The sequence below is a fragment of the Flavobacterium sp. DSR2-3-3 genome, from assembly GCF_049896585.1.
In the GTDB taxonomy this organism is placed as follows: domain Bacteria; phylum Bacteroidota; class Bacteroidia; order Flavobacteriales; family Flavobacteriaceae; genus Flavobacterium.
On the sequence record NZ_JAFCUP010000019.1, the window covers coordinates 1 to 18,472 of the forward strand.

Sequence of the window (18,472 nt, forward strand, 5' to 3'; positions counted from 1 at the left end):
TTAACAATTTGTAATTTAAAAGACATCGAGTAATCTTTTTGAGTTCGCTTCACATAGCGTGTTTCTTCATGTTTTTCCATTAGGATACTTTTTGTGTATCGTTATTTCAGGACCGGACATTTTGAAAACAAAAAAAGCTTTTTGAATCTTTTTATATCTTCAAAAATTGAGCAATATTTTATATCTTTCAACACGTTTTAAAAACAGTAAAAACTACTGTAAATCAACGATATAGCCTAATTAAATCTCTTGAATTAAAAAGCAAAAATAAATTTCATGTCGAAAAATAAAATCTTAATCCTATTTTCCCATCCGCTATTCGAAAAATCACATGCGAATAAAGCTTTGGTGAAAAATATTCCAAAATCGGAAAACATTACTTTTCATGATTTATATGAGGAATATCCTGATTTTGATATTGATGTAAAAAAGGAACAAGTATTGTTAAGTCAACATGACATTATTATTTGGCATCATCCTTTTTATTGGTACAGTTGCCCGCCTTTGATGAAACAATGGATTGATATGGTCTTAGAACACAATTGGGCGTATGGAAAAAAAGGGAATGCATTGCAGGATAAGATTATTTTTCAGGTGATTACAACCGGTGGAAATAAAGAAAACTACAGTGAAACCGGAATTGACCGCTATACTGTTCTTGATTTGTTAGAACCCTTTAACCAAACTGCAAAAGTGTGTAATATGATTTACTTGCCCCCATTTGTAGTGCATGGAACCCACAATATGACTAATGAAGATTATGAAAAAAATGGGATCATTTACGGTTATTTTCTAGATTATTTAGAAAATAATAATTTGGATAACGACGAAATTTTGCAGTACCATTATTTGAATGAATGGTTTGCTACAATAAAAATATAAGATGGATACCAATTTTTTATTACAAGCAATTATTTATTTGTCAGCAGCTGTAATCTGCGTTCCTATTGCTAAAAAATTAGGGCTAAGTTCAATTTTAGGCTATTTACTAGCGGGAATTGTAATTGGTCCTTACGTACTTGGTTTTATTGGTAAGGAAGGCCAAGATATTATGCATTTTGCTGAATTTGGTGTAGTGATGATGCTTTTTCTAATTGGATTAGAATTGGAGCCCAGCAAGTTTTGGAAAATGCGAAAATTCATTCTCGGGATGGGTTCTGCACAATTAATAGGGACTACTCTACTTCTATTTGTGGGATGTTTTTTCTTTATGGACTGGAAATGGGAAACCACGTTGGCCATTTCACTGGCACTGGCATTATCTTCCACAGCTATTGTATTGCAAACCTTAAAAGAAAAGGGATTGTCAAATACCTCTGTGGGACGTTCCTCATTTGCAGTTTTACTTTTTCAGGATATTGCGGTTATCCCAATTTTAGCTTTTCTGCCGCTTCTATCAACAGTAAATCTTGAGGCAGCAAATGATGCACCACAATCCCTGATTAATGGTTTTTCTAGTTGGTTACAAACGTTAATTGTACTAGGAAGTATTTCGACAATTTATTTTGCAGGACGTTTTCTATTTGTTCCCCTATTACACATCATTGCAAAAACCCGATTGCAGGAATTGTTTACTGCTTCAGCATTGTTACTGGTTGTTGGTGTTTCTTATTCGATGCAATTAGTAGGTTTAAGTCCTGCTCTTGGCGCTTTTATGGCGGGAGTCGTATTGGCAAACTCTGAGTTTCGTCATGAATTAGAAGGCGATATCGCACCTTTCAAAGGATTGCTGTTAGGCCTGTTTTTTCTTGGGGTTGGCGCTTCAATAAACTTCAAATTAATTATCGAAAATCCACTTTTCATTTTTGCTTTTGGAGCCATCCTGACCTTTGTAAAATTTGTTGTTTTATTTGTAATCAGTAGGTTTCATAAAAAAAATACCGATCAAAATTTGTTATTCGCTTTTGGCTTAAGTCAGGCAGGAGAATTTGGTTTTGTGATTATGAGTTTTTGCATGCAACTGTATATTATTCCAAATGTTTTGGCGAACCAAATCATGGCTGTCATTGCGATGAGTATGGTTGCAACTCCTTTTTTGTTATTAATAAATGAGCGATTAATTTATCCCAATTCAAGATCTAAAGAAAAAGCAAATGAAATTAAGAAAGATAACGATTTTATTGACGAAGACAATCCCGTAATTATTGCTGGTTTTGGTCATTTTGGAAGTACAGTTGGGCGTTTATTAAAAGCGAATAAGGTAAAATCAACTATTCTGGATTATGATTCCGATCGAATTGATGTTCTGCGAAAATTGGGATTCAAAGTGTATTATGGAGATGCTACACGATTAGAATTATTGAAAGCCGCCGGTTGTGAGAACGCAAAGTTATTTATTGCTGCCATCGATAATCCTTCGGTAAATTTAAAAGTGATTGAAACCTTAAAAAAACATTTTCCACATTTAAAAATCTTAACCCGTGCCCGAAACCGGAATGATGCTTATGAATTAATTGATCATAAAGTCGAAAATATTTATCGAGAAACGTTATATAGCGCGGTAAATATGGGGGTTGATGCGTTAGTAGAATTGGGCCATCGAAAATATACCGCGACCAGACAAGGACAGCAATTTATAAAATATGATGAAATTACCACCCGAAAATTAGCTGAAAAACGTCATGATAAAATGGCCTACATGATAACCGTAAAAGAAGAAATCGAACTGCAGGAACAACTGCTAAAGAGCGATATTTATTCCCAAGTGGCTGCAACTAATCACAGTTGGGACAGCGAGCATCTGAAGAAAAACTTATCTGAATCTGCAGATTAAAAGTTTTAAATAAAGAGAAAAGGCATATTTAAAACCGTTAGCGGAATTAAAAATGCCTTTTTTTATTGTTTTAAAAAACTAAATATTATCTTGAATAATTTGGAGCTTCTTTCGTAATCGTAACGTTATGCGGATGACTTTCGTTAATTCCGCTGGCAGTTATGCGAACAAAACGTCCTGTTTCCTGTAAAGTTGGAACATCTTTTGAACCACAATATCCCATTCCGGCACGAAGACCACCGATGAATTGTTGCATGCTTTCGTTCAATTCTCCTTTGTAAGGAACACGTCCGACAATTCCTTCCGGAACCAGTTTTTTTACATCATCTTCAACATCTTGAAAATAACGGTCTTTTGAACCTTCCTGCATCGCTTCAACAGAACCCATTCCACGGTAAGACTTGAATTTTCTTCCTTCAAAAATAATAGTTTCACCCGGAGATTCCATAGTTCCGGCTAATAATGAACCTAACATCACACAATCAGCACCTGCAGCGATCGCTTTAGGAATATCACCCGTATAGCGAATTCCACCATCAGCAATTACGGGAACTCCACTTCCTTTGATAGCAGCAGCCACTTCAAGGACAGCAGAAAACTGAGGAAAACCAACACCGGCAACAATACGAGTAGTGCAAATAGAACCTGGACCTATACCTACTTTCACACCATCAGCTCCATTTTCAACTAAAAATTTAGCTGCTTCAGGAGTCGCAATATTTCCTACAATAACATCAATTTGAGGGAATTTACTTTTTACTTCTTTCAATACATTGACAACACCTTGCGTATGACCGTGAGCAGTATCAATAATAATTGCATCAACACCAGCGTTCACCAATGCCTCGGCTCTTTGAACCGCGTCACCTGTTACACCAATCGCCGCAGCAACTCGCAAACGACCGTAAACATCTTTGTTGGCAATCGGTTTTTGGGTTAATTTAGTGATATCTCTAAAGGTAATTAATCCAACCAACTCATATTTCTCGTTTACAACAGGTAATTTTTCTATTTTATGCCCTTGCAAAACTACTTCTGCTTGTTCCAGAGAAGTTCCTTCCGCAACGGTAACTAAGTTTTCAGTAGTCATGACCTCAACGATAGGTCTGGCACTATTTTTTTCGAAACGCAAATCACGGTTGGTAACAATTCCTTTTAGAATTTTATTTTCATCCACAATTGGAATACCGCCAATACCATATTCTTTCATTGCATTTTTGGCATCGGCAACTGTCGAAGTTAATGGCAAAGTAACCGGATCGATAATCATTCCGGATTCTGCACGTTTTACTTTTCTAACTTTCGCAGCTTGTTGCTCGATAGTCATATTTTTATGCAAAACGCCTATTCCTCCTTCTTGAGCCATAGCAATTGCCATAGCACTTTCGGTAACGGTATCCATAGCAGCGGATACAATAGGAACATTTAGCGTTATATTTCTTGAAAATTTGGACTGAATACTCACTTCGCGAGGAAGCACATTTGAGTAATTGGGAACTAATAGAACATCATCGTAAGTTAATCCTTCACCGATAATCTTAGAGTTGTGTGCGATCATTGCAATTGTAGTTGGAGTTTAATTGCGTGCAAATATAGATAATCTTAAGCAAAAAATCGCTATAATTTTACAATAATTAATTAAATTGCAGTATGAAGTCAATTCTTTTATTCCAAAATACGCCTTAGTTTCCAATCCAGAAAATCCAATTAATTTATTTTGCTATGACAAAAACTCAACAAGAATTAAAAGGACTTTCAAATGAGGCCGTTTTGCTTTCGAGAACGAAATTTGGTCCGAATTCAATAGTGAATCAGGAAAAAAATCAGTTTTTAAAATCCCTATCCGAAATGGTATTGGAACCTATGTTCCTATTATTGCTAACTGCAACTGGTATTTATTTTATTACCGGCGATTATGGAAACGGAATTTTCATGATTGTAGCAATTGTTTTGGTTTCTACTATTTCACTCTATCAAGAATCCAAAAGCAGAACAGCAATTGAAGCGTTAAAAAAACTATCGCAACCCAAAAGTAAAGTCATTCGCAATGGAGAAATTATTGAAATTTTAAGCGAGGAAATTGTTGTTGGTGACCTCATTCAAACAGAAGAAGGCACCTTTATTCCTGCCGATGGTATCATTCTTCAATCCAATGATTTTTCCGTAAATGAGTCTATTCTTACAGGGGAATCGATGGCAGTTTTTAAAAATGAGACTGCCGAAAACAATACTGTTTTTCTTGGGACTATTGTAACTGGTGGTTTGGCAATTTGCGAAGTAACCGCTATTGGAAACGAAACAAAATTGGGAAAAATAGGCAAAAGCCTGGAGACAATTGTTGAAGAAAAAACACCGTTGCAAATCCAAATGGGGAATTTTGTCAAAAAAATGTCGCTTGTTGGTTTAGTGATTTTTGTTTTTGTATGGGTTATCAATTATTACAATTCAAATAATGTTTTAGACAGTCTGCTGAAAGCGCTGACCTTGGCCATGAGCATCATTCCTGAGGAAATTCCGGTGGCTTTTACCACGTTCATGGCGTTGGGTTCTTGGCGATTAATGAAAATGGGAATTATCGTAAAACAGACAAAAACGGTCGAAACCTTAGGAAGCGCAAACGTAATTTGTACGGACAAAACGGGAACAATCACGGAGAACAAAATGAGTCTGGCGCAATGGTACACGTTGTCTGATGATAGTACTAAAGGAAGTAACACTGATGAAACCAATAATAATAATAATAATAATAATAATAATAATAATAATGAGCACGATCTCGAATTACTGAGTCTTGCCATGTGGGCCAGCGAGCCAATACCGTTTGACGCAATGGAAATTGCATTGCACGAAGCGTATGCGAAGTTAGAAATAGCTGATGAACGCCCTAATTTCAAATTGGTTCACGAATATCCATTGGATGGAAAACCTCCAATGATGACCCATGTTTTTGAAAATCAAAATGGATCGAGAATTATTGCTGCCAAAGGGGCTCCAGAAGCATTGATTTCGACTTCAAAAGTATCCGAAAACGAAAAACAACAAATTTTATCCGCGATGACCAAAATGGCTTTGCAAGGATATCGGGTATTGGGTGTAGGTCTTGCTGAATTTTCAGGCACTGATTATCCTAAAAAACAACAGGATTTTTCTTTTGCGTTTAAAGGATTAGTTGCGTTTTATGATCCCCCAAAAGCAAATATAAAAGCAGTATTCGAAGCCTTTTACAAAGCCGGTATTCAAGTCAAGATAGTAACGGGCGACAATGCTGAAACAACCGCAACAATTGCCAAACAAATTGGTTTCAAAAATGCAGATAAAACGCTAAATGGAGACGACTTAATGGCTATGGACGATGCGACACTTCGAAAAAAAGTAATGGAGACGTCTATTTTTACGAGGATGTTTCCGGAAGCCAAACTTAAGATTATAGCAGCATTAAAAGACAACAATCAAATCGTAGCTATGACGGGCGACGGAGTCAATGACGGACCCGCGTTAAAATCAGCCCACATTGGAATTGCCATGGGAAAAAAGGGGACCGAAATTGCCAAAGATGCTGCTAATCTAATTCTCATTGACGATGATTTTGCTAAAATGATTGACGCTATTGCCATGGGCAGAAAAATATATAATAATCTGAAAAAAGCCATACAATACATTATTTCCATCCACATTCCAATCATTATGATTGTCTTTATTCCTTTGGCATTGGGCTGGATTTACCCCAATATTTTTTCCCCGGTTCATGTCATCTTTTTGGAGATTATCATGGGACCAACCTGTTCCATAATTTATGAAAATGAACCTATGGAACGCAACCTAATGCTATTACAACCCAGACCTTTTACCAATACTTTTTTCAAACTTAAAGAAATCACCATCAGTATCGTTCAGGGACTTGTAATCACATTGGGACTCTTGTTTGTCTACCAATATTGTGTGGCTACAAATTGTTCGGAAAGCGCAACGAGAACAGTAGTTTTTCTGACGTTAATTTCATCTAATATTTTTCTGACGCTAATCAATCGTTCCTTTTATTACTCGATATTTACAACATTAAAATACAAAAACAATTTGGTACTGATTATCATTAGCGTAACCATTCTTATTACAGCTTCATTATTGTTTGTACCTTTATTTGCAAGTTTTTTTGAATTCGAAAGAGTTTCAGGACTCCAAATAGGGTTAAGTATTTTAGTAGGTATTGTTTCGGTACTTTGGATAGAAATTTACAAAATATTTAAACGAAGAAAAGTCCAATTTTAAAACCAATTTATTTTTTACTATTCTTAAAAACAACATTCAGCCCGAGTTGGAAAGAAAGACTATTTGCTTTAGTTAAATCTCTATATTCTAAAAGATTATCGGCAAGAACATAGAAATTCATAGGTCCAAAAGCACTGGATAATCCCAACCCTATGTTCTTATACGAATATGAATCTAGCGTGTAAGTGGCTTTCATTTGCAATGCCTTGAATATTTTTCTTTGGTAATATGTGGTAAAAGCGACTAATGGCGTTCGTGGCGTAGACATCACAAATAACTGTGCACCAACCGCACTTTTATAAGTAGTTTCAGGATCATAATTGAGGCAATTGCAATCTTCAGAGCGTTCTTCATCAAATGAATACTGAACCGAAGTATTGAACTTTGCCGAGCGAAAAGTCGTGTAATCTGCATACAACGTATCCAAAGGAATAGCATCATTGAATTCCTGGTATCCGTTTCCTGCTGAATTACCGGAACTGAAATTTGGAATTACACCTTCATATCTGTAAGTGCCTTTGTAGGTTAAGCTTTCAACTTCTTTGCTGTGTTTAATGAAACCTACGTCGATAACACTGGCGGTAAGTTGTATGTTTTTCTTTGGATAATAGGTAAAACCGGCATCAAATCCCAAACCTAAATTACCTCCTAAGAGAGCTCTTTTAGTAATGTCTTTGACCACATTTGGATTATAATCTTTATCATCATATTGAGCAATTCCAGATGTATTGAGCTGTAATTGCGAATAAATCATCTGCTCATAAATTCCTGTATCTGAAGGAATAGTGTAGATGTAACCGGAGTTATTCGTAGAATTAACATTGTAAATACTGGAGTAAATTTTTCCGCGTACTCCTAAAATAAGCTTTTCGTTGATATTTTTATGAAATCCGAGGTGAAATACGGATAGCATTTCTGCTTTGACACTCAAATCGCCTAAATTAAAAACTTTACCCAGATAGTCTTTGTTTCCGTCTAAAGCTAAAACGGCAATATCTTTAGGGACATAACTCAACAGATCAAATTCCTGATACATTCCAAACGAAATATAGGAATCACTTTGTTCTCCCGTAATTTTAAAACCTCCATTAAAAATTTCTATTTGTTCGTTGATCGCTACTCTGTCTTTCCGGGTTGTGGAGAATACTGCGTTGCGTAATTTCACATTAAAATCGACTCTATTATCCGCAAATAAATCATAGGCCGAAAACCCGCTTGAACCTACATTTGCCGAAATTCCAGACAATAAAGGAACTCCAAAATACCAATTGTATTTGAAATCCGAACCAGGGTTAGTCAACAAAGACTGTGGTACCGAAGTAAAATTATATAAAATTTGTTTGTTTTGTGAAAAGCAATTTATTGTCAGCAATAGAACAAAAATCAAAATTATTTTTCTCATTCTACTACTAAATAAGCGGTTACACTTGAACGCAATATTAATCTACCTGAACTATTCTCATTCAATGGAGCACCCGGCAACATTCGTAATGTGAAAGCAATTTTTGTCGTTCTTTTTAATAAGTCAAGTTGGGTATTTTCGAATATTTCAGTCTTGGTCACTTTATTCTTTGCACCCGTGTAAGCCGGAAAAGTAAAATTGGTAGTATGAACGACTTGATTAGTTCTGTCCAAAAATACCAAGTTTACAACATAGGTTCTATTTATGGTATTTTCCATTTCGAAGAAAAATTCCACTTTTTTTAAACTTTTCCTAAAAAATCCATCATTGAAAATATCCACAGTTGGCACGTCAAAAATCACTGATTGTTCCACTCCATTCGTGACAAATTCATTTGCAGGAACATCAAAATAGGCCAAATTAGCTATAAAAATAGGCTCCAGTTTTATATTATTTGCCTGATCGTAGTCTAAATCACTCGTGCATGAAAAAGAAAGTAACAGCAGTAAGAATAGGCAAAAAACGCTATTTGAAACAGGTAATTTCATGAATTTATAAGTTAAAGGCAGTTTTCGTGAATCTTATACTCAACGCATCAATACTAAACTTATTATTTAAAAAGTGAGGAGTTCAACAATAATTTTTTAATTTATTTCTAGTGAAACTCCCCAAATAACGTAGACGTATCATTATAAGCACTTTCAAAACTCATCGGACTCATATTTGTAGATTCTTTTTGTGCTGTAAAATACGACAATAATTTCTCCGTAGGCATGTTACCCGTTAAATTATCAGTTGCCATTGGACAGCCTCCAAAACCTTGAATGGCACCATCAAAACGGCGACAACCCGCTTTGTAAGCGGAATCAATTTTCTCAAACCATTTATCAGGTGTCGTGTGAAGGTGCGCACCAAATTCTATTTTGGGATATTTTGGAATTAAATTCGAAAACAAATATGAGATTACATCAGGAGTAGAACTTCCAACCGTATCAGAAAGTGATAAAATTTTCACTCCCATTAAAGCTAATTTTTCAGTCCACTCACCTACTATTTCAACGCTCCAAGGATCGCCGTATGGATTTCCAAAACCCATTGATAAATATGCCACTACTTCTTTATTGCTTTTATCGGCAATTTCAAGAATTTCCTGTAGAGTAATTAATGATTCGGCTATGGTTTTGTGGGTATTCCGCATTTGGAAATTCTCAGAAATAGAAAATGGAAAACCTAAATAACGTATTTCAGGATGAACAGCTGCCATTGTAGCGCCTTGTATATTTGCAATAATAGCCAGAAGTTTGCTTCGGGTTTGAGACAAATCAAGTCGTGCCAAAACTTCGACTGTATCCTGCATTTGCGGAATTGCTTTGGGGGAAACAAAACTTCCAAAATCAATACTGTCAAAACCTACACGCAATAATGATTGAATGTAAGCTACTTTTCTTTCCGTAGGAATAAATGGTTTGATACCTTGCATGGCATCGCGTGGACATTCTATAATTTTTATTGGTTCCATAGGTAGCCAAAGATAGAAAAACTATTATAAATTTTAAATTCTGATTATAAATTTCAAAAAAATGATACCATTTATGAGTTTCACTAATGTTTAAAAGCTACAATCTTTCTAAAATCTTTTTGTTTATAGCTTTCACCAATGCTGGTCCTTCATAAATAAAACCGGTATACAATTGCACTAAACTTGCCCCGGCATCGAGTTTTTCTATCGCATCTTCTGCAGAATGAATTCCTCCTACTCCAATAATGGGAAAGGCTTTATTACTTTTTTGAGACAAAAACCGAATTACTTCTGTTGAACGTTTTTCCAATGGTTTCCCTGATAATCCGCCCATTTCAGTTTTGTTTTCAGATTGTAAACCTTCACGCAAAATCGTGGTATTGGTAGCAATAACTCCCGCAATTTTAGTTTCTTTTACGATATCAATAATATCCAGCAATTGCTCATCTGTTAAATCAGGAGCGATTTTTAATAAAATTGGCTTTTGTTTTGGCCTAGCTAAATTCTTATTTTGTAGCGTTTGCAAAAGTTGCGTCAATGGCTCTTTATCTTGCAAAGCACGCAGGTTTGGCGTGTTTGGTGAACTTACATTGACCACAAAATAATCGACGTAATCATACAAAGCGTCAAAACATATTTCATAATCAGAAGTCGCTTCTTCGTTTGGTGTCAATTTGTTTTTTCCGATATTTCCGCCAATCAGGACATCTTTATTCTCTTTTAATCGTTCCACCGCTTCATGTACACCGCCGTTATTGAACCCCATTCTGTTGATGATGGCGCTATCCTCTTTCAAACGAAACAATCGTTTTTTAGGATTTCCTTCCTGACCTTTTGGCGTAAGCGTACCTATTTCGATAAAACCGAAACCAAAATTGGACAATTCTTTAAACAACTTGGCGTCTTTATCAAAACCGGCGGCAAGTCCTACCGGATTTTTAAACTTCAATCCAAAGACTTCGGTTTCTAATCTGGGATCATTGACTTCGTAAAGCAATTTAAAAAGAGAAGAAAATCCCGGAATTTTAGACAAAAACCTAATCAATGAAAAAGTGAAATAATGAACTTCTTCAGGATCAAATAAAAAAAGTATGGGACGCAAGAGTAATTTGTACATATATATATTGTTGTGTTGTGCAAAAATAGAATTATCTTACCGATAAATAAATATTTGGAAAATAATTTACCAAATCATTTTTACTACTAAAAAAGTGGATATCATTAAATTTCATTTGGCTGTCGCCAAAAAAGAAAAAGTCAAAGGAGAACCTTTTTCATCTATTTCTTTAATAAGGGCACAATTATGAAGGAAATGACTTAAATTATCGTGGAAATGCATTAAAAACACACTCCATTTTTTAAATTTAATATTTAGTCCGATGAAAATAAAAATAATTACACCAATTTTCTTTTTTTTTATAGTTCAATTTTTTTTTGCACAAACTGCAAAAAATGACACTATAAAAGTCGCTACAAAAACTACTGTCTCTGCAGAAGCAACTATAAATGACACTGTAAAAGCTGCTGCAACACCAAGCATAGGTAATCCTAAACTTAAAAAAGAAGCAAAATCTTTAAATAGTCAACTCAAATCGGAGAAAAAAGCACTAGAAGAAGCCAAGAAAAAAAAAAAGAAAAAAAAGAGTTTGAAAAAGAAAAAAGCAACTTCGACAAACAACAAAGTAAAATTATATCCAGCGAAAAATCAGCCCGAACAATAAAAGATAATGTAGCTGATACTGAAAAAGACTTAATTCTAACTAAGGAAAAATTAGAAGATAAAAAATCAAAATGAATACTAAGTTATACTTAAAGTGAAAAGGAAAATATATTAATCAGTAGGCAACAAATCAAAATCAACAAACTGGAAAAAAATCTTGAAAAGTTGAAATAAATTTAATAAAGCCAGAAACTAAATTTGAACCACCTTTGGGTATATTTTTTTTTGATAAAAAATAATAATTTTAAAAATAATGAACTTCTTAAGATCTTGATTTAATAATTCTAAAAAACTGAGATAAACAAAATTTAGTTGTGGATTTACTTTAAAATGCTCCTAAAAAAATGATTATATTTGCATAAAACAAAGAAATATGCAACATATTATAGATCGTTTCATCAGCTATGTAGTTATAGACACGGAATCAGATGCGAACTCAGAAACTACTCCAAGCACACAAAAACAATGGGTTTTAGCCAATAAACTGGTTGAAGAATTAAAAACTATTGGTATGCAAGATGTAACAATAGATGACAAATCATATATCATGGCGACCTTGCCTAGTAACGTGGATTATGATGTACCAACTATTGGATTTATTTCTCACTTTGACACTTCACCAGATTTTTGTGGTGCGAATGTAAAACCTCAAATTATCACAGATTATGATGGAAAAGACATTGTATTAAATGTGGCTAAAAACATTATATTATCGCCTAACTATTTTAAAGATTTATTGCAATATAAAGGCCAAACTTTAATCACCACTGATGGGACAACCTTATTAGGAGCCGATGATAAAGCCGGAATCACGGAGATTGTTACAGCAATGGAATTGCTAATAAATACTCCTGAAATCAAACATGGAAAAATCAGAGTTGGTTTTACACCAGACGAAGAAATTGGCCGTGGTGCCCACCATTTCGATGTGGAGAAATTTGGAGCAGACTATGCGTATACGATGGATGGAAGCCAAGTAGGAGAATTGGAGTATGAAAATTTCAATGCGGCTGGCGCCAAAATTATTTTCAAAGGTAAAAGCGTGCATCCAGGTTATGCTAAAGGCAAAATGATCAATTCGATGTTGATTGCCAATGATTTCATCAATGAACTGCCTTCGGGAGAAACTCCTGAGGAAACAAAAGGGTATGAAGGATTTTTCCATGTGCATCATTTAACTGGAAGTATAGAAGAAACCGTTTTGGAACTTATTATTCGCGATCACAACAAGAAAAAGTTTGAAAAGCGTAAAGAACTAATCGAGAAAATTGCTCGAAAAATCAATAAGAAATTTGCCAAACAATTTGGCGAGGACATTGTTGTTACTGAAATTAAAGATCAGTATTACAATATGAAAGAAAAGGTACTACCTGTAAAACATATTGTGGATATTGCAGAAAAAGCAATGAAAGAGTTGGATATAAAACCACTTATTAAACCTATTCGCGGAGGAACTGACGGTTCTCAATTGTCCTATAAAGGGTTGCCTTGCCCCAATATATTTGCCGGTGGACATAATTTTCACGGAAAATACGAATATGTTCCTGCTGAAAGCATGGAAAAGGCAGTTAAAGTCATCGTGAAAATTGCCGAACTGACTGCGCTGCAAGAATCTGCTAAAAAATAAGATATCGAAATCGTCAACAGCAACTCATACTTGGGACAAAAACACCCGTTGGTCAAAAGAATCAAGATTTCTAAATTCAATTATTGTCAAAACTAAATTGGTGTAAACTACCAAACAGGGCGGAATAGTTACTGTCTTGAATTGAAAAAATGTAATTGGAATTGGAAGATTCCAAAATTATTTTACAATTTGGTTTTTCAATGGTGTTTTGCTTTAGAACAAAAAACAGTTTTTAGCAAACTAATAAGAAGGAGTTAATAAATCATCGCTAAAATGGCGTTTTACATCCAAAGAAGAAATCGATGAAGGAGAAGAACTGTATTATATAAACGTAGCGATTGAAAATGAAAAGCAAGGAAAAACCAGTAAACCTGAAAGAAAGCACCAATTTTATCCGAGATTTTTCAAAAAAAATTAGATACCATTTCAGAATTAGCAAAAGCTTTTCAAAAATTTGCAGCATCCAAATAAAATGAATTCTTGAAGCATATTGAAGGTGCAAAACTAAAAGAAATCAAGTGTTTCGGAATCGAAAAGATTACACCAATGGTATTAGAAAACATTGGCTTTTATGACATATACCGATAAGATTGAATTTTCATCCTGAAATAATTGCCCCAAATAGTCAATTGCTAGTTGGGGCTTTTTTTTATTTAAAAGCAAAGAGAATCTTGCATGTACTTTTTCAATAATTTATAAATACTGCATTAGAATTCCTTTTCCTGACAAACTTCAAATCTGTTTCATTGCTTGCAAATTTATTGGTTGCCATACACTTCGTTCAATTTACAGAAAACCTTAACATAGATCAATAAAATAAATCACTATATTTACTTACAATAAAATAACAATTTAATAACGTTCGAAGAATTATTGTTTAAAGTAAAATAAAAACTGACATAAATAACATCAACTATGATACAAAAAAAAGAAGAGGATACAACACAACCGTCTCCAATAAAACCTGAAAGTCAAAAGCCGGTCAGAGCTAAAAGAACGAAAGTAATTAACCCCGTAGAAGAGCATGCTGAAATTATTGAACCCGAAAATGATACCATTGTAACTAAAATCATTGAAGAAACAACAACCATTTCGGTTGAAGGCGAGGATGAAACTACCACTGTTGTTCCAGATAAAAAAAACACTAAAAAAAACACTAAAAAGACGGTAAAGATGAAAGATAAAGACAAGAAAAAGGCTAAAAAAGCTGATGCGAAAGAAAAAGCAAAAGTGAAAGCAAAAAAGGCTAAAAAAGCTAAAAAAGACAAAGCTAAAAAAGCCAAAGTCAAAGCGAAGATTAAAGCTAAAAAAGCCAAAGCAAAATCTAAAAAAGTTAAGAAGAATAAAAAGAAAAAAAAATAATTTGATTATTTTTTATCCAAAAAAAAGTCCCAATCTAATTGGACTGCCCCCAAAATTTTGACAATAGTGAGCTCGATATTGTATCGGGCTCATTTTGTTTACATTTGACTTAATTCTTGCGCTATTGTAATAGTTTAGATACTGTTTAATTTCCCGCTTTAATTTATTTGAACTTGCAAATTTTTGAATGTAAAACAGTTCTGATTTTAGTATTCCAAAAAAGTTTTAATTAACATCTTGGTTTGATTTAAAAGTAAATTCAAATCAAATTTATCCCTTAATTGCATTAAGGCTTGCGTTTTCTGGCTTTCTCTTTTGCTTGAATTAAGGCTTGCAACTTTTTCACCAATTAGTTCCCACAACGCAATGCTTTAATCTTTAAAAGAAGTTCATATTCGCTTGTAAGTGGTTTTTCCGATTTTCGTTTATTTCGTTTAGTAATATCAATCGGTTTTGGTTTGCGCCTAGTTTTTGATTATAAATCTACTAAACCAAAATTAGCAAAATCTTTACTCCATTTAACAATAATGTTAGTATTAACCCGCTAGGTGTAATTCAAGTTTCTTTTTTTTTAACGCATAGAAACATAGTTTTTATGAATTTGTATCGAGACGTTTCACTCTATTATAGCAAAACACAGCTTTGTTAGCAAAGAATTGGGCTATCCAGATCTTTTTTTCTATAAATCTATGTGTTTATTTTTAAATTCTTTTGGGAGTTGTTAATTTTAAATAATTCTACCCACCGGGTTAGTAACAGCTATATTAAACCTAACACTGGCGGCTCTCAGGGACAATCAGTATTTTTAAATGGCTTTTAGTTCTTACAATTTAAAATCTACCGAATAACTTTGGTTTTTCTTGGGAGCAAAGAAATACCGCTATAATGTTTCTAAAATTTAATATAATTACAAATGTAAAATTCATTTGAACTTTTTTGATTAGAAACATAATTACCAGAATAATATCTAACTTTTTGGGGGCAATCCAGTAAATCTTGGAATTTTTTATAACCCTAAGTGACGAGATGCTAATCTATAAATTCAATTCGTTATAAACTTAGGAATTTAAAAATTCAATCAAATCCTTGTTTAGTTTATCTTTTTCGATATAAAAAAGACCGTGTGGGGCTCCTTCAGAAACAATAAATTTATTATCAGGAACTAATTTTGCAGTTATTTCGGAGGCAATTTCGATAGGCACAGTTTTATCCTCTTCACCATGAATAATTAAAGTAGTAACATTTCCAGCTGACATTTCCGATCGAAAATCAGTAGATGAAAATGATATGGCGCATTTTAAAGTAGCACGAGGAAAAGAAAAGGAGCACAACATTCTATAATAATCTAATAAAGGAATACTTATTATTTTACTCATAACGCTCATTCCAAAAAACTTTTTCCCGAAATCATCTAGAAAAATAATTCGGTCGTCTTTAATTTGTTCCCCATCCCATCGTATTTTTCTTCCGGAACCCCAATTGGGTTCGAGTCTGTTTGCAGCTGAAAGGAGGTTACCGAAGCTATAAGTACCGCTTTTTAAATTCCTTTTCCTCCATGTCGGCTGAAATAGCGAACCACTTCGCCACCACCCATTGAAAATCCAGCAAGAGCCGCTTCTTTTATATCTAATTGCTCAATAATAGCCTTCAAATCATCTGTCAAAGTCTCATAATCGTATCCATCCCAAGGTTGTGAGGATTTACCAAAACCACGGCGGTCATACACGATTACTTTACAATTATTTTGAGCTAAAGTATCAATTTGGAATTCCCACATTTCATTAGATAGTGGCCATCCGTGAATAAGAATTACTGGTTTTTCTTTCCCATTATCTTTAACATATAATTTTACATTTGGTGCTGTTACAAAATAAAGGTCTATGCCACTATTACTTTTTTTGTGAAATTCGCGATCATTCATTTGCCCCATTTCCATACTATTTATTATTTAAAAGATAAATTCTAGATTCATCTTTTGTTTAATTAGAACTATTAAGCAAAAAAAAAAAATTACAATTAGTTTAATTAGTTACATAATTTTCTACGTTTGTCATTTAGTATTTTATTTGAATAAATGCAAAATATGGACAATCTTAGCTGGAATGAATTCGAAAGAGTAGAAATGCGTGTGGGGACAATCTTGGAAGTTAATGATTTTCCCGAAGCCAGAAAGCCCGCATATCAATTGACAATAGACTTTGGTTCTGAAATAGGAATCCGAAAAACATCCGCACAAATAACGAAACGGTATCAAAAAGAGGAGCTGCTCAACCGGCAAATTGTTGCCATAGTCAATTTTCCTAAAAAACAAATCGGGAAATTTATGAGTGAATGCCTTATTTTAGGAGCCGTTGGAGCAGACGGTGATGTAATTTTACTGGCTCCCGATTATAAAATTCAAAATGGACTGCGAATTGGATAATTTAAGACTGTAAATTACTGATACTTTTTACTTCTAATGTGTCATATTTATTGTGGATAGCTAAGATTATGACGCCAAACAGTACTGCTGCGACAATAAGTATGGTATTCAAAACTCCTTCTGTACCAAAAGAAAGTTTTATTAATATTGTTGAAATGATAAAGCCTGAATTGCGAATGACTTTATTAAATTTATCAGAAAGGAAGAAGGAAAACAAAAGCAAAAGCACTTCAATTAAAATTAGAATTGTAAAAAAATCGGCAAAGAATATTTTATTAATATCTTTAATTTTATCAACGATTTGCGTTAGTGAAAAGAAACTTTCATAAATCCAATGGGCTAAACTGTATATTGAAAGTACCAAAAATACGGGGATCAGCCCGATAGCGAAAACATTTTTTAGTCTAATGAATGAATTGATATCATTTGTTTTCTGCAATTTAGACTGATTAATTTCATTTTTTTTGTTGAGATTGTAAAAGATAAATATTAAAAAAAACAGTACGATTGTTGCCACAATGTCAAGTGTAAAATTTACATTGGCTTTAAAATCAAACCAATTAGAGTTAAATTCTAATTTGGTTAAGTCTTTAAATATTCTTCGAATAATAATTAACGTAATAATTTCATATTGTTTGCCAATGTAGATAGTTGTTGATTTAGGTAAATAATAGACTAACAGGTAAACTTCATAAATCAAAATAAATGAGAATGGTGTATAAATTGCAGATATTGGATTACTTAATAATTTGGAATAATCATTAATCAAAATAATTTTAAGATAAACTAAGGCAATAATAGCCAAATGCAATAAAAAACTTATTATTGCCAACGATACAAAGAAAATTTCAGCTCTTTTTTTAGTTTTTTCAGATAAAAGTGCGGCGTATAGAAAACTAAATAATGAATTGGATTCTTTCATGTGTCCTCAGTAAATTTAAATGCTATTCGTTAAACGTTATTTTTAGTTAATTTTTCAGAGGTTCAAATGATTTTCAGATAATGTCTAAAAAAAAAAATGAAATAAAGAAAAAAAAAATCTATTATAAAAAGTTCTCATTATTTTTTGGCTCTGTGTTAGATCACAAAAAATATTTTAACTGAGGATTTAAAATTTGTTTATACTAGGATAAACTTAATAAAATAACATTTAAAATCATATGGAAACCAATCTTTTAACTTCCGTTTAAAGATTGAGATTACATAATTTTCGATAAGATTTGAGCACTGATTTGATAATAAAATTTGTAAGTAGTTTAATTAGCAGGATTCAAGTTATAAATGCAACTTTTTGATTAAACATATAATTAGGTGTTTCAAAATTAAATCTTTTTCTTGGTCTATTGTTTAATTTCTCTTGTATTTCTATAATTCTCTCTGG

The 18,472-nt window shown here is 33.4% G+C and carries 16 protein-coding genes and 1 pseudogene; 7 read left to right on the top strand and 10 right to left on the bottom strand.

The window, feature by feature from the left end:
• The first annotated feature begins 276 nt into the window (after window positions 1-276).
• Window positions 277-882: an NAD(P)H-dependent oxidoreductase gene (locus ACP7AQ_RS15850; RefSeq protein WP_426064556.1), complete on the top strand. Its 606-nt coding sequence runs from the start codon at window positions 277-279 to the stop codon at window positions 880-882.
• 1 nt (window position 883) lies between these two features.
• Entirely contained in the window at window positions 884-2,773 is a 1,890-nt protein-coding gene (locus ACP7AQ_RS15855) for a monovalent cation:proton antiporter-2 (CPA2) family protein (RefSeq protein WP_426096142.1), read from the top strand.
• Window positions 2,774-2,858: 85 nt separating this feature from the next.
• Here the strand turns inward: ACP7AQ_RS15855 and guaB are convergent, their stop codons facing one another.
• Window positions 2,859-4,331, bottom strand: a complete 1,473-nt coding sequence (gene guaB, locus ACP7AQ_RS15860) for an IMP dehydrogenase (RefSeq protein ID WP_426064554.1) — start codon at window positions 4,329-4,331, stop codon at window positions 2,859-2,861.
• A gap of 164 nt (window positions 4,332-4,495) precedes the next feature.
• Between guaB and ACP7AQ_RS15865 the strand changes: the two genes are divergently transcribed.
• Window positions 4,496-7,039, top strand: a complete 2,544-nt coding sequence (locus tag ACP7AQ_RS15865) for a cation-translocating P-type ATPase (protein WP_426096143.1) — start codon at window positions 4,496-4,498, stop codon at window positions 7,037-7,039.
• Between the two features lie 7 nt (window positions 7,040-7,046).
• On the opposite strand, the gene ACP7AQ_RS15870 is transcribed toward ACP7AQ_RS15865, so the two are convergent.
• The 4 genes from ACP7AQ_RS15870 to ACP7AQ_RS15885 all read right to left on the bottom strand — a co-directional run bounded on the left by ACP7AQ_RS15870 (window position 7,047) and on the right by ACP7AQ_RS15885 (window position 11,077).
• The gene (locus ACP7AQ_RS15870; protein WP_426096144.1) at window positions 7,047-8,441 is read right to left on the bottom strand and encodes a DUF5723 family protein; all 1,395 of its coding nucleotides are present in this window, start codon (window positions 8,439-8,441) and stop codon (window positions 7,047-7,049) included.
• On the bottom strand, window positions 8,438-8,989 hold the full coding sequence (locus tag ACP7AQ_RS15875) for a hypothetical protein (protein ID WP_426064551.1): 552 nt from the start codon (window positions 8,987-8,989) through the stop codon (window positions 8,438-8,440). Before ACP7AQ_RS15875 ends, ACP7AQ_RS15870 begins: the two co-directional genes overlap by 4 nt.
• 107 nt (window positions 8,990-9,096) lie before the next feature.
• Window positions 9,097-9,960: a hydroxymethylglutaryl-CoA lyase gene (locus ACP7AQ_RS15880; protein WP_426096145.1), complete on the bottom strand. Its 864-nt coding sequence runs from the start codon at window positions 9,958-9,960 to the stop codon at window positions 9,097-9,099.
• Window positions 9,961-10,057: 97 nt separating this feature from the next.
• Window positions 10,058-11,077 (bottom strand): quinone-dependent dihydroorotate dehydrogenase, encoded by a 1,020-nt coding sequence (locus tag ACP7AQ_RS15885; RefSeq protein WP_426096146.1) that lies wholly within the window; start codon window positions 11,075-11,077, stop codon window positions 10,058-10,060.
• Between the two features lie 262 nt (window positions 11,078-11,339).
• Here ACP7AQ_RS15885 and ACP7AQ_RS15890 point away from each other — a divergent pair, with 262 nt between their 5' ends.
• The 3 genes from ACP7AQ_RS15890 (at window position 11,340) to ACP7AQ_RS15900 (ending at window position 14,669) form a co-directional block, all read left to right on the top strand.
• A complete protein-coding gene (locus ACP7AQ_RS15890; RefSeq protein WP_426096147.1) occupies window positions 11,340-11,681 on the top strand; it encodes a hypothetical protein in 342 nt (113 codons plus the stop codon).
• Window positions 11,682-12,053: 372 nt separating this feature from the next.
• Window positions 12,054-13,307: a peptidase T gene (gene pepT, locus ACP7AQ_RS15895; RefSeq protein WP_426096148.1), complete on the top strand. Its 1,254-nt coding sequence runs from the start codon at window positions 12,054-12,056 to the stop codon at window positions 13,305-13,307.
• A gap of 915 nt (window positions 13,308-14,222) precedes the next feature.
• Window positions 14,223-14,669 (top strand): hypothetical protein, encoded by a 447-nt coding sequence (locus tag ACP7AQ_RS15900; protein ID WP_426096149.1) that lies wholly within the window; start codon window positions 14,223-14,225, stop codon window positions 14,667-14,669.
• Window positions 14,670-14,681: 12 nt separating this feature from the next.
• Here ACP7AQ_RS15900 and ACP7AQ_RS15905 read toward each other — a convergent pair whose 3' ends face one another.
• The 3 genes from ACP7AQ_RS15905 to ACP7AQ_RS15915 form a co-directional block, all read right to left on the bottom strand.
• Window positions 14,682-14,882 carry an IS3 family transposase gene (locus ACP7AQ_RS15905; protein ID WP_426096154.1) on the bottom strand — a complete coding sequence of 67 codons (201 nt, stop codon included), beginning with the start codon at window positions 14,880-14,882 and terminating at the stop codon, window positions 14,682-14,684.
• An 845-nt stretch (window positions 14,883-15,727) separates the two neighbouring features.
• The gene (locus ACP7AQ_RS15910; protein ID WP_426096150.1) at window positions 15,728-16,045 is read right to left on the bottom strand and encodes an alpha/beta fold hydrolase; all 318 of its coding nucleotides are present in this window, start codon (window positions 16,043-16,045) and stop codon (window positions 15,728-15,730) included.
• Between the two features lie 161 nt (window positions 16,046-16,206).
• A complete protein-coding gene (locus tag ACP7AQ_RS15915) occupies window positions 16,207-16,605 on the bottom strand; it encodes an alpha/beta fold hydrolase (protein ID WP_426096151.1) in 399 nt (132 codons plus the stop codon).
• A gap of 147 nt (window positions 16,606-16,752) precedes the next feature.
• Between ACP7AQ_RS15915 and ACP7AQ_RS15920 the strand changes: the two genes are divergently transcribed.
• Window positions 16,753-17,091 carry a tRNA-binding protein gene (locus ACP7AQ_RS15920; RefSeq protein ID WP_426096152.1) on the top strand — a complete coding sequence of 113 codons (339 nt, stop codon included), beginning with the start codon at window positions 16,753-16,755 and terminating at the stop codon, window positions 17,089-17,091.
• Window position 17,092: 1 nt separating this feature from the next.
• Here ACP7AQ_RS15920 and ACP7AQ_RS15925 read toward each other — a convergent pair whose 3' ends face one another.
• Entirely contained in the window at window positions 17,093-18,013 is a 921-nt protein-coding gene (locus ACP7AQ_RS15925; RefSeq protein WP_426096153.1) for a hypothetical protein, read from the bottom strand.
• Between the two features lie 348 nt (window positions 18,014-18,361).
• A pseudogene (locus tag ACP7AQ_RS15930) lies at window positions 18,362-18,472 on the bottom strand (IS30 family transposase); the annotation flags it as partial.

Bases quoted from the DNA above. Each gene is read 5' to 3' on its own strand.
- ACP7AQ_RS15850 (WP_426064556.1), top strand. From the start codon at position 277: ATGTCGAAAAATAAAATCTTAATCCTATTTTCCCATCCGCTATTCGAA.
- ACP7AQ_RS15855 (WP_426096142.1), top strand. From the start codon at position 884: ATGGATACCAATTTTTTATTACAAGCAATTATTTATTTGTCAGCAGCT.
- guaB (WP_426064554.1), bottom strand. From the start codon at position 4,331: ATGATCGCACACAACTCTAAGATTATCGGTGAAGGATTAACTTACGAT.
- ACP7AQ_RS15865 (WP_426096143.1), top strand. From the start codon at position 4,496: ATGACAAAAACTCAACAAGAATTAAAAGGACTTTCAAATGAGGCCGTT.
- ACP7AQ_RS15870 (WP_426096144.1), bottom strand. From the start codon at position 8,441: ATGAGAAAAATAATTTTGATTTTTGTTCTATTGCTGACAATAAATTGC.
- ACP7AQ_RS15875 (WP_426064551.1), bottom strand. From the start codon at position 8,989: ATGAAATTACCTGTTTCAAATAGCGTTTTTTGCCTATTCTTACTGCTG.
- ACP7AQ_RS15880 (WP_426096145.1), bottom strand. From the start codon at position 9,960: ATGGAACCAATAAAAATTATAGAATGTCCACGCGATGCCATGCAAGGT.
- ACP7AQ_RS15885 (WP_426096146.1), bottom strand. From the start codon at position 11,077: ATGTACAAATTACTCTTGCGTCCCATACTTTTTTTATTTGATCCTGAA.
- ACP7AQ_RS15890 (WP_426096147.1), top strand. From the start codon at position 11,340: ATGAAAATAAAAATAATTACACCAATTTTCTTTTTTTTTATAGTTCAA.
- pepT (WP_426096148.1), top strand. From the start codon at position 12,054: ATGCAACATATTATAGATCGTTTCATCAGCTATGTAGTTATAGACACG.
- ACP7AQ_RS15900 (WP_426096149.1), top strand. From the start codon at position 14,223: ATGATACAAAAAAAAGAAGAGGATACAACACAACCGTCTCCAATAAAA.
- ACP7AQ_RS15910 (WP_426096150.1), bottom strand. From the start codon at position 16,045: ATGAGTAAAATAATAAGTATTCCTTTATTAGATTATTATAGAATGTTG.
- ACP7AQ_RS15915 (WP_426096151.1), bottom strand. From the start codon at position 16,605: ATGGAAATGGGGCAAATGAATGATCGCGAATTTCACAAAAAAAGTAAT.
- ACP7AQ_RS15920 (WP_426096152.1), top strand. From the start codon at position 16,753: ATGGACAATCTTAGCTGGAATGAATTCGAAAGAGTAGAAATGCGTGTG.
- ACP7AQ_RS15925 (WP_426096153.1), bottom strand. From the start codon at position 18,013: ATGAAAGAATCCAATTCATTATTTAGTTTTCTATACGCCGCACTTTTA.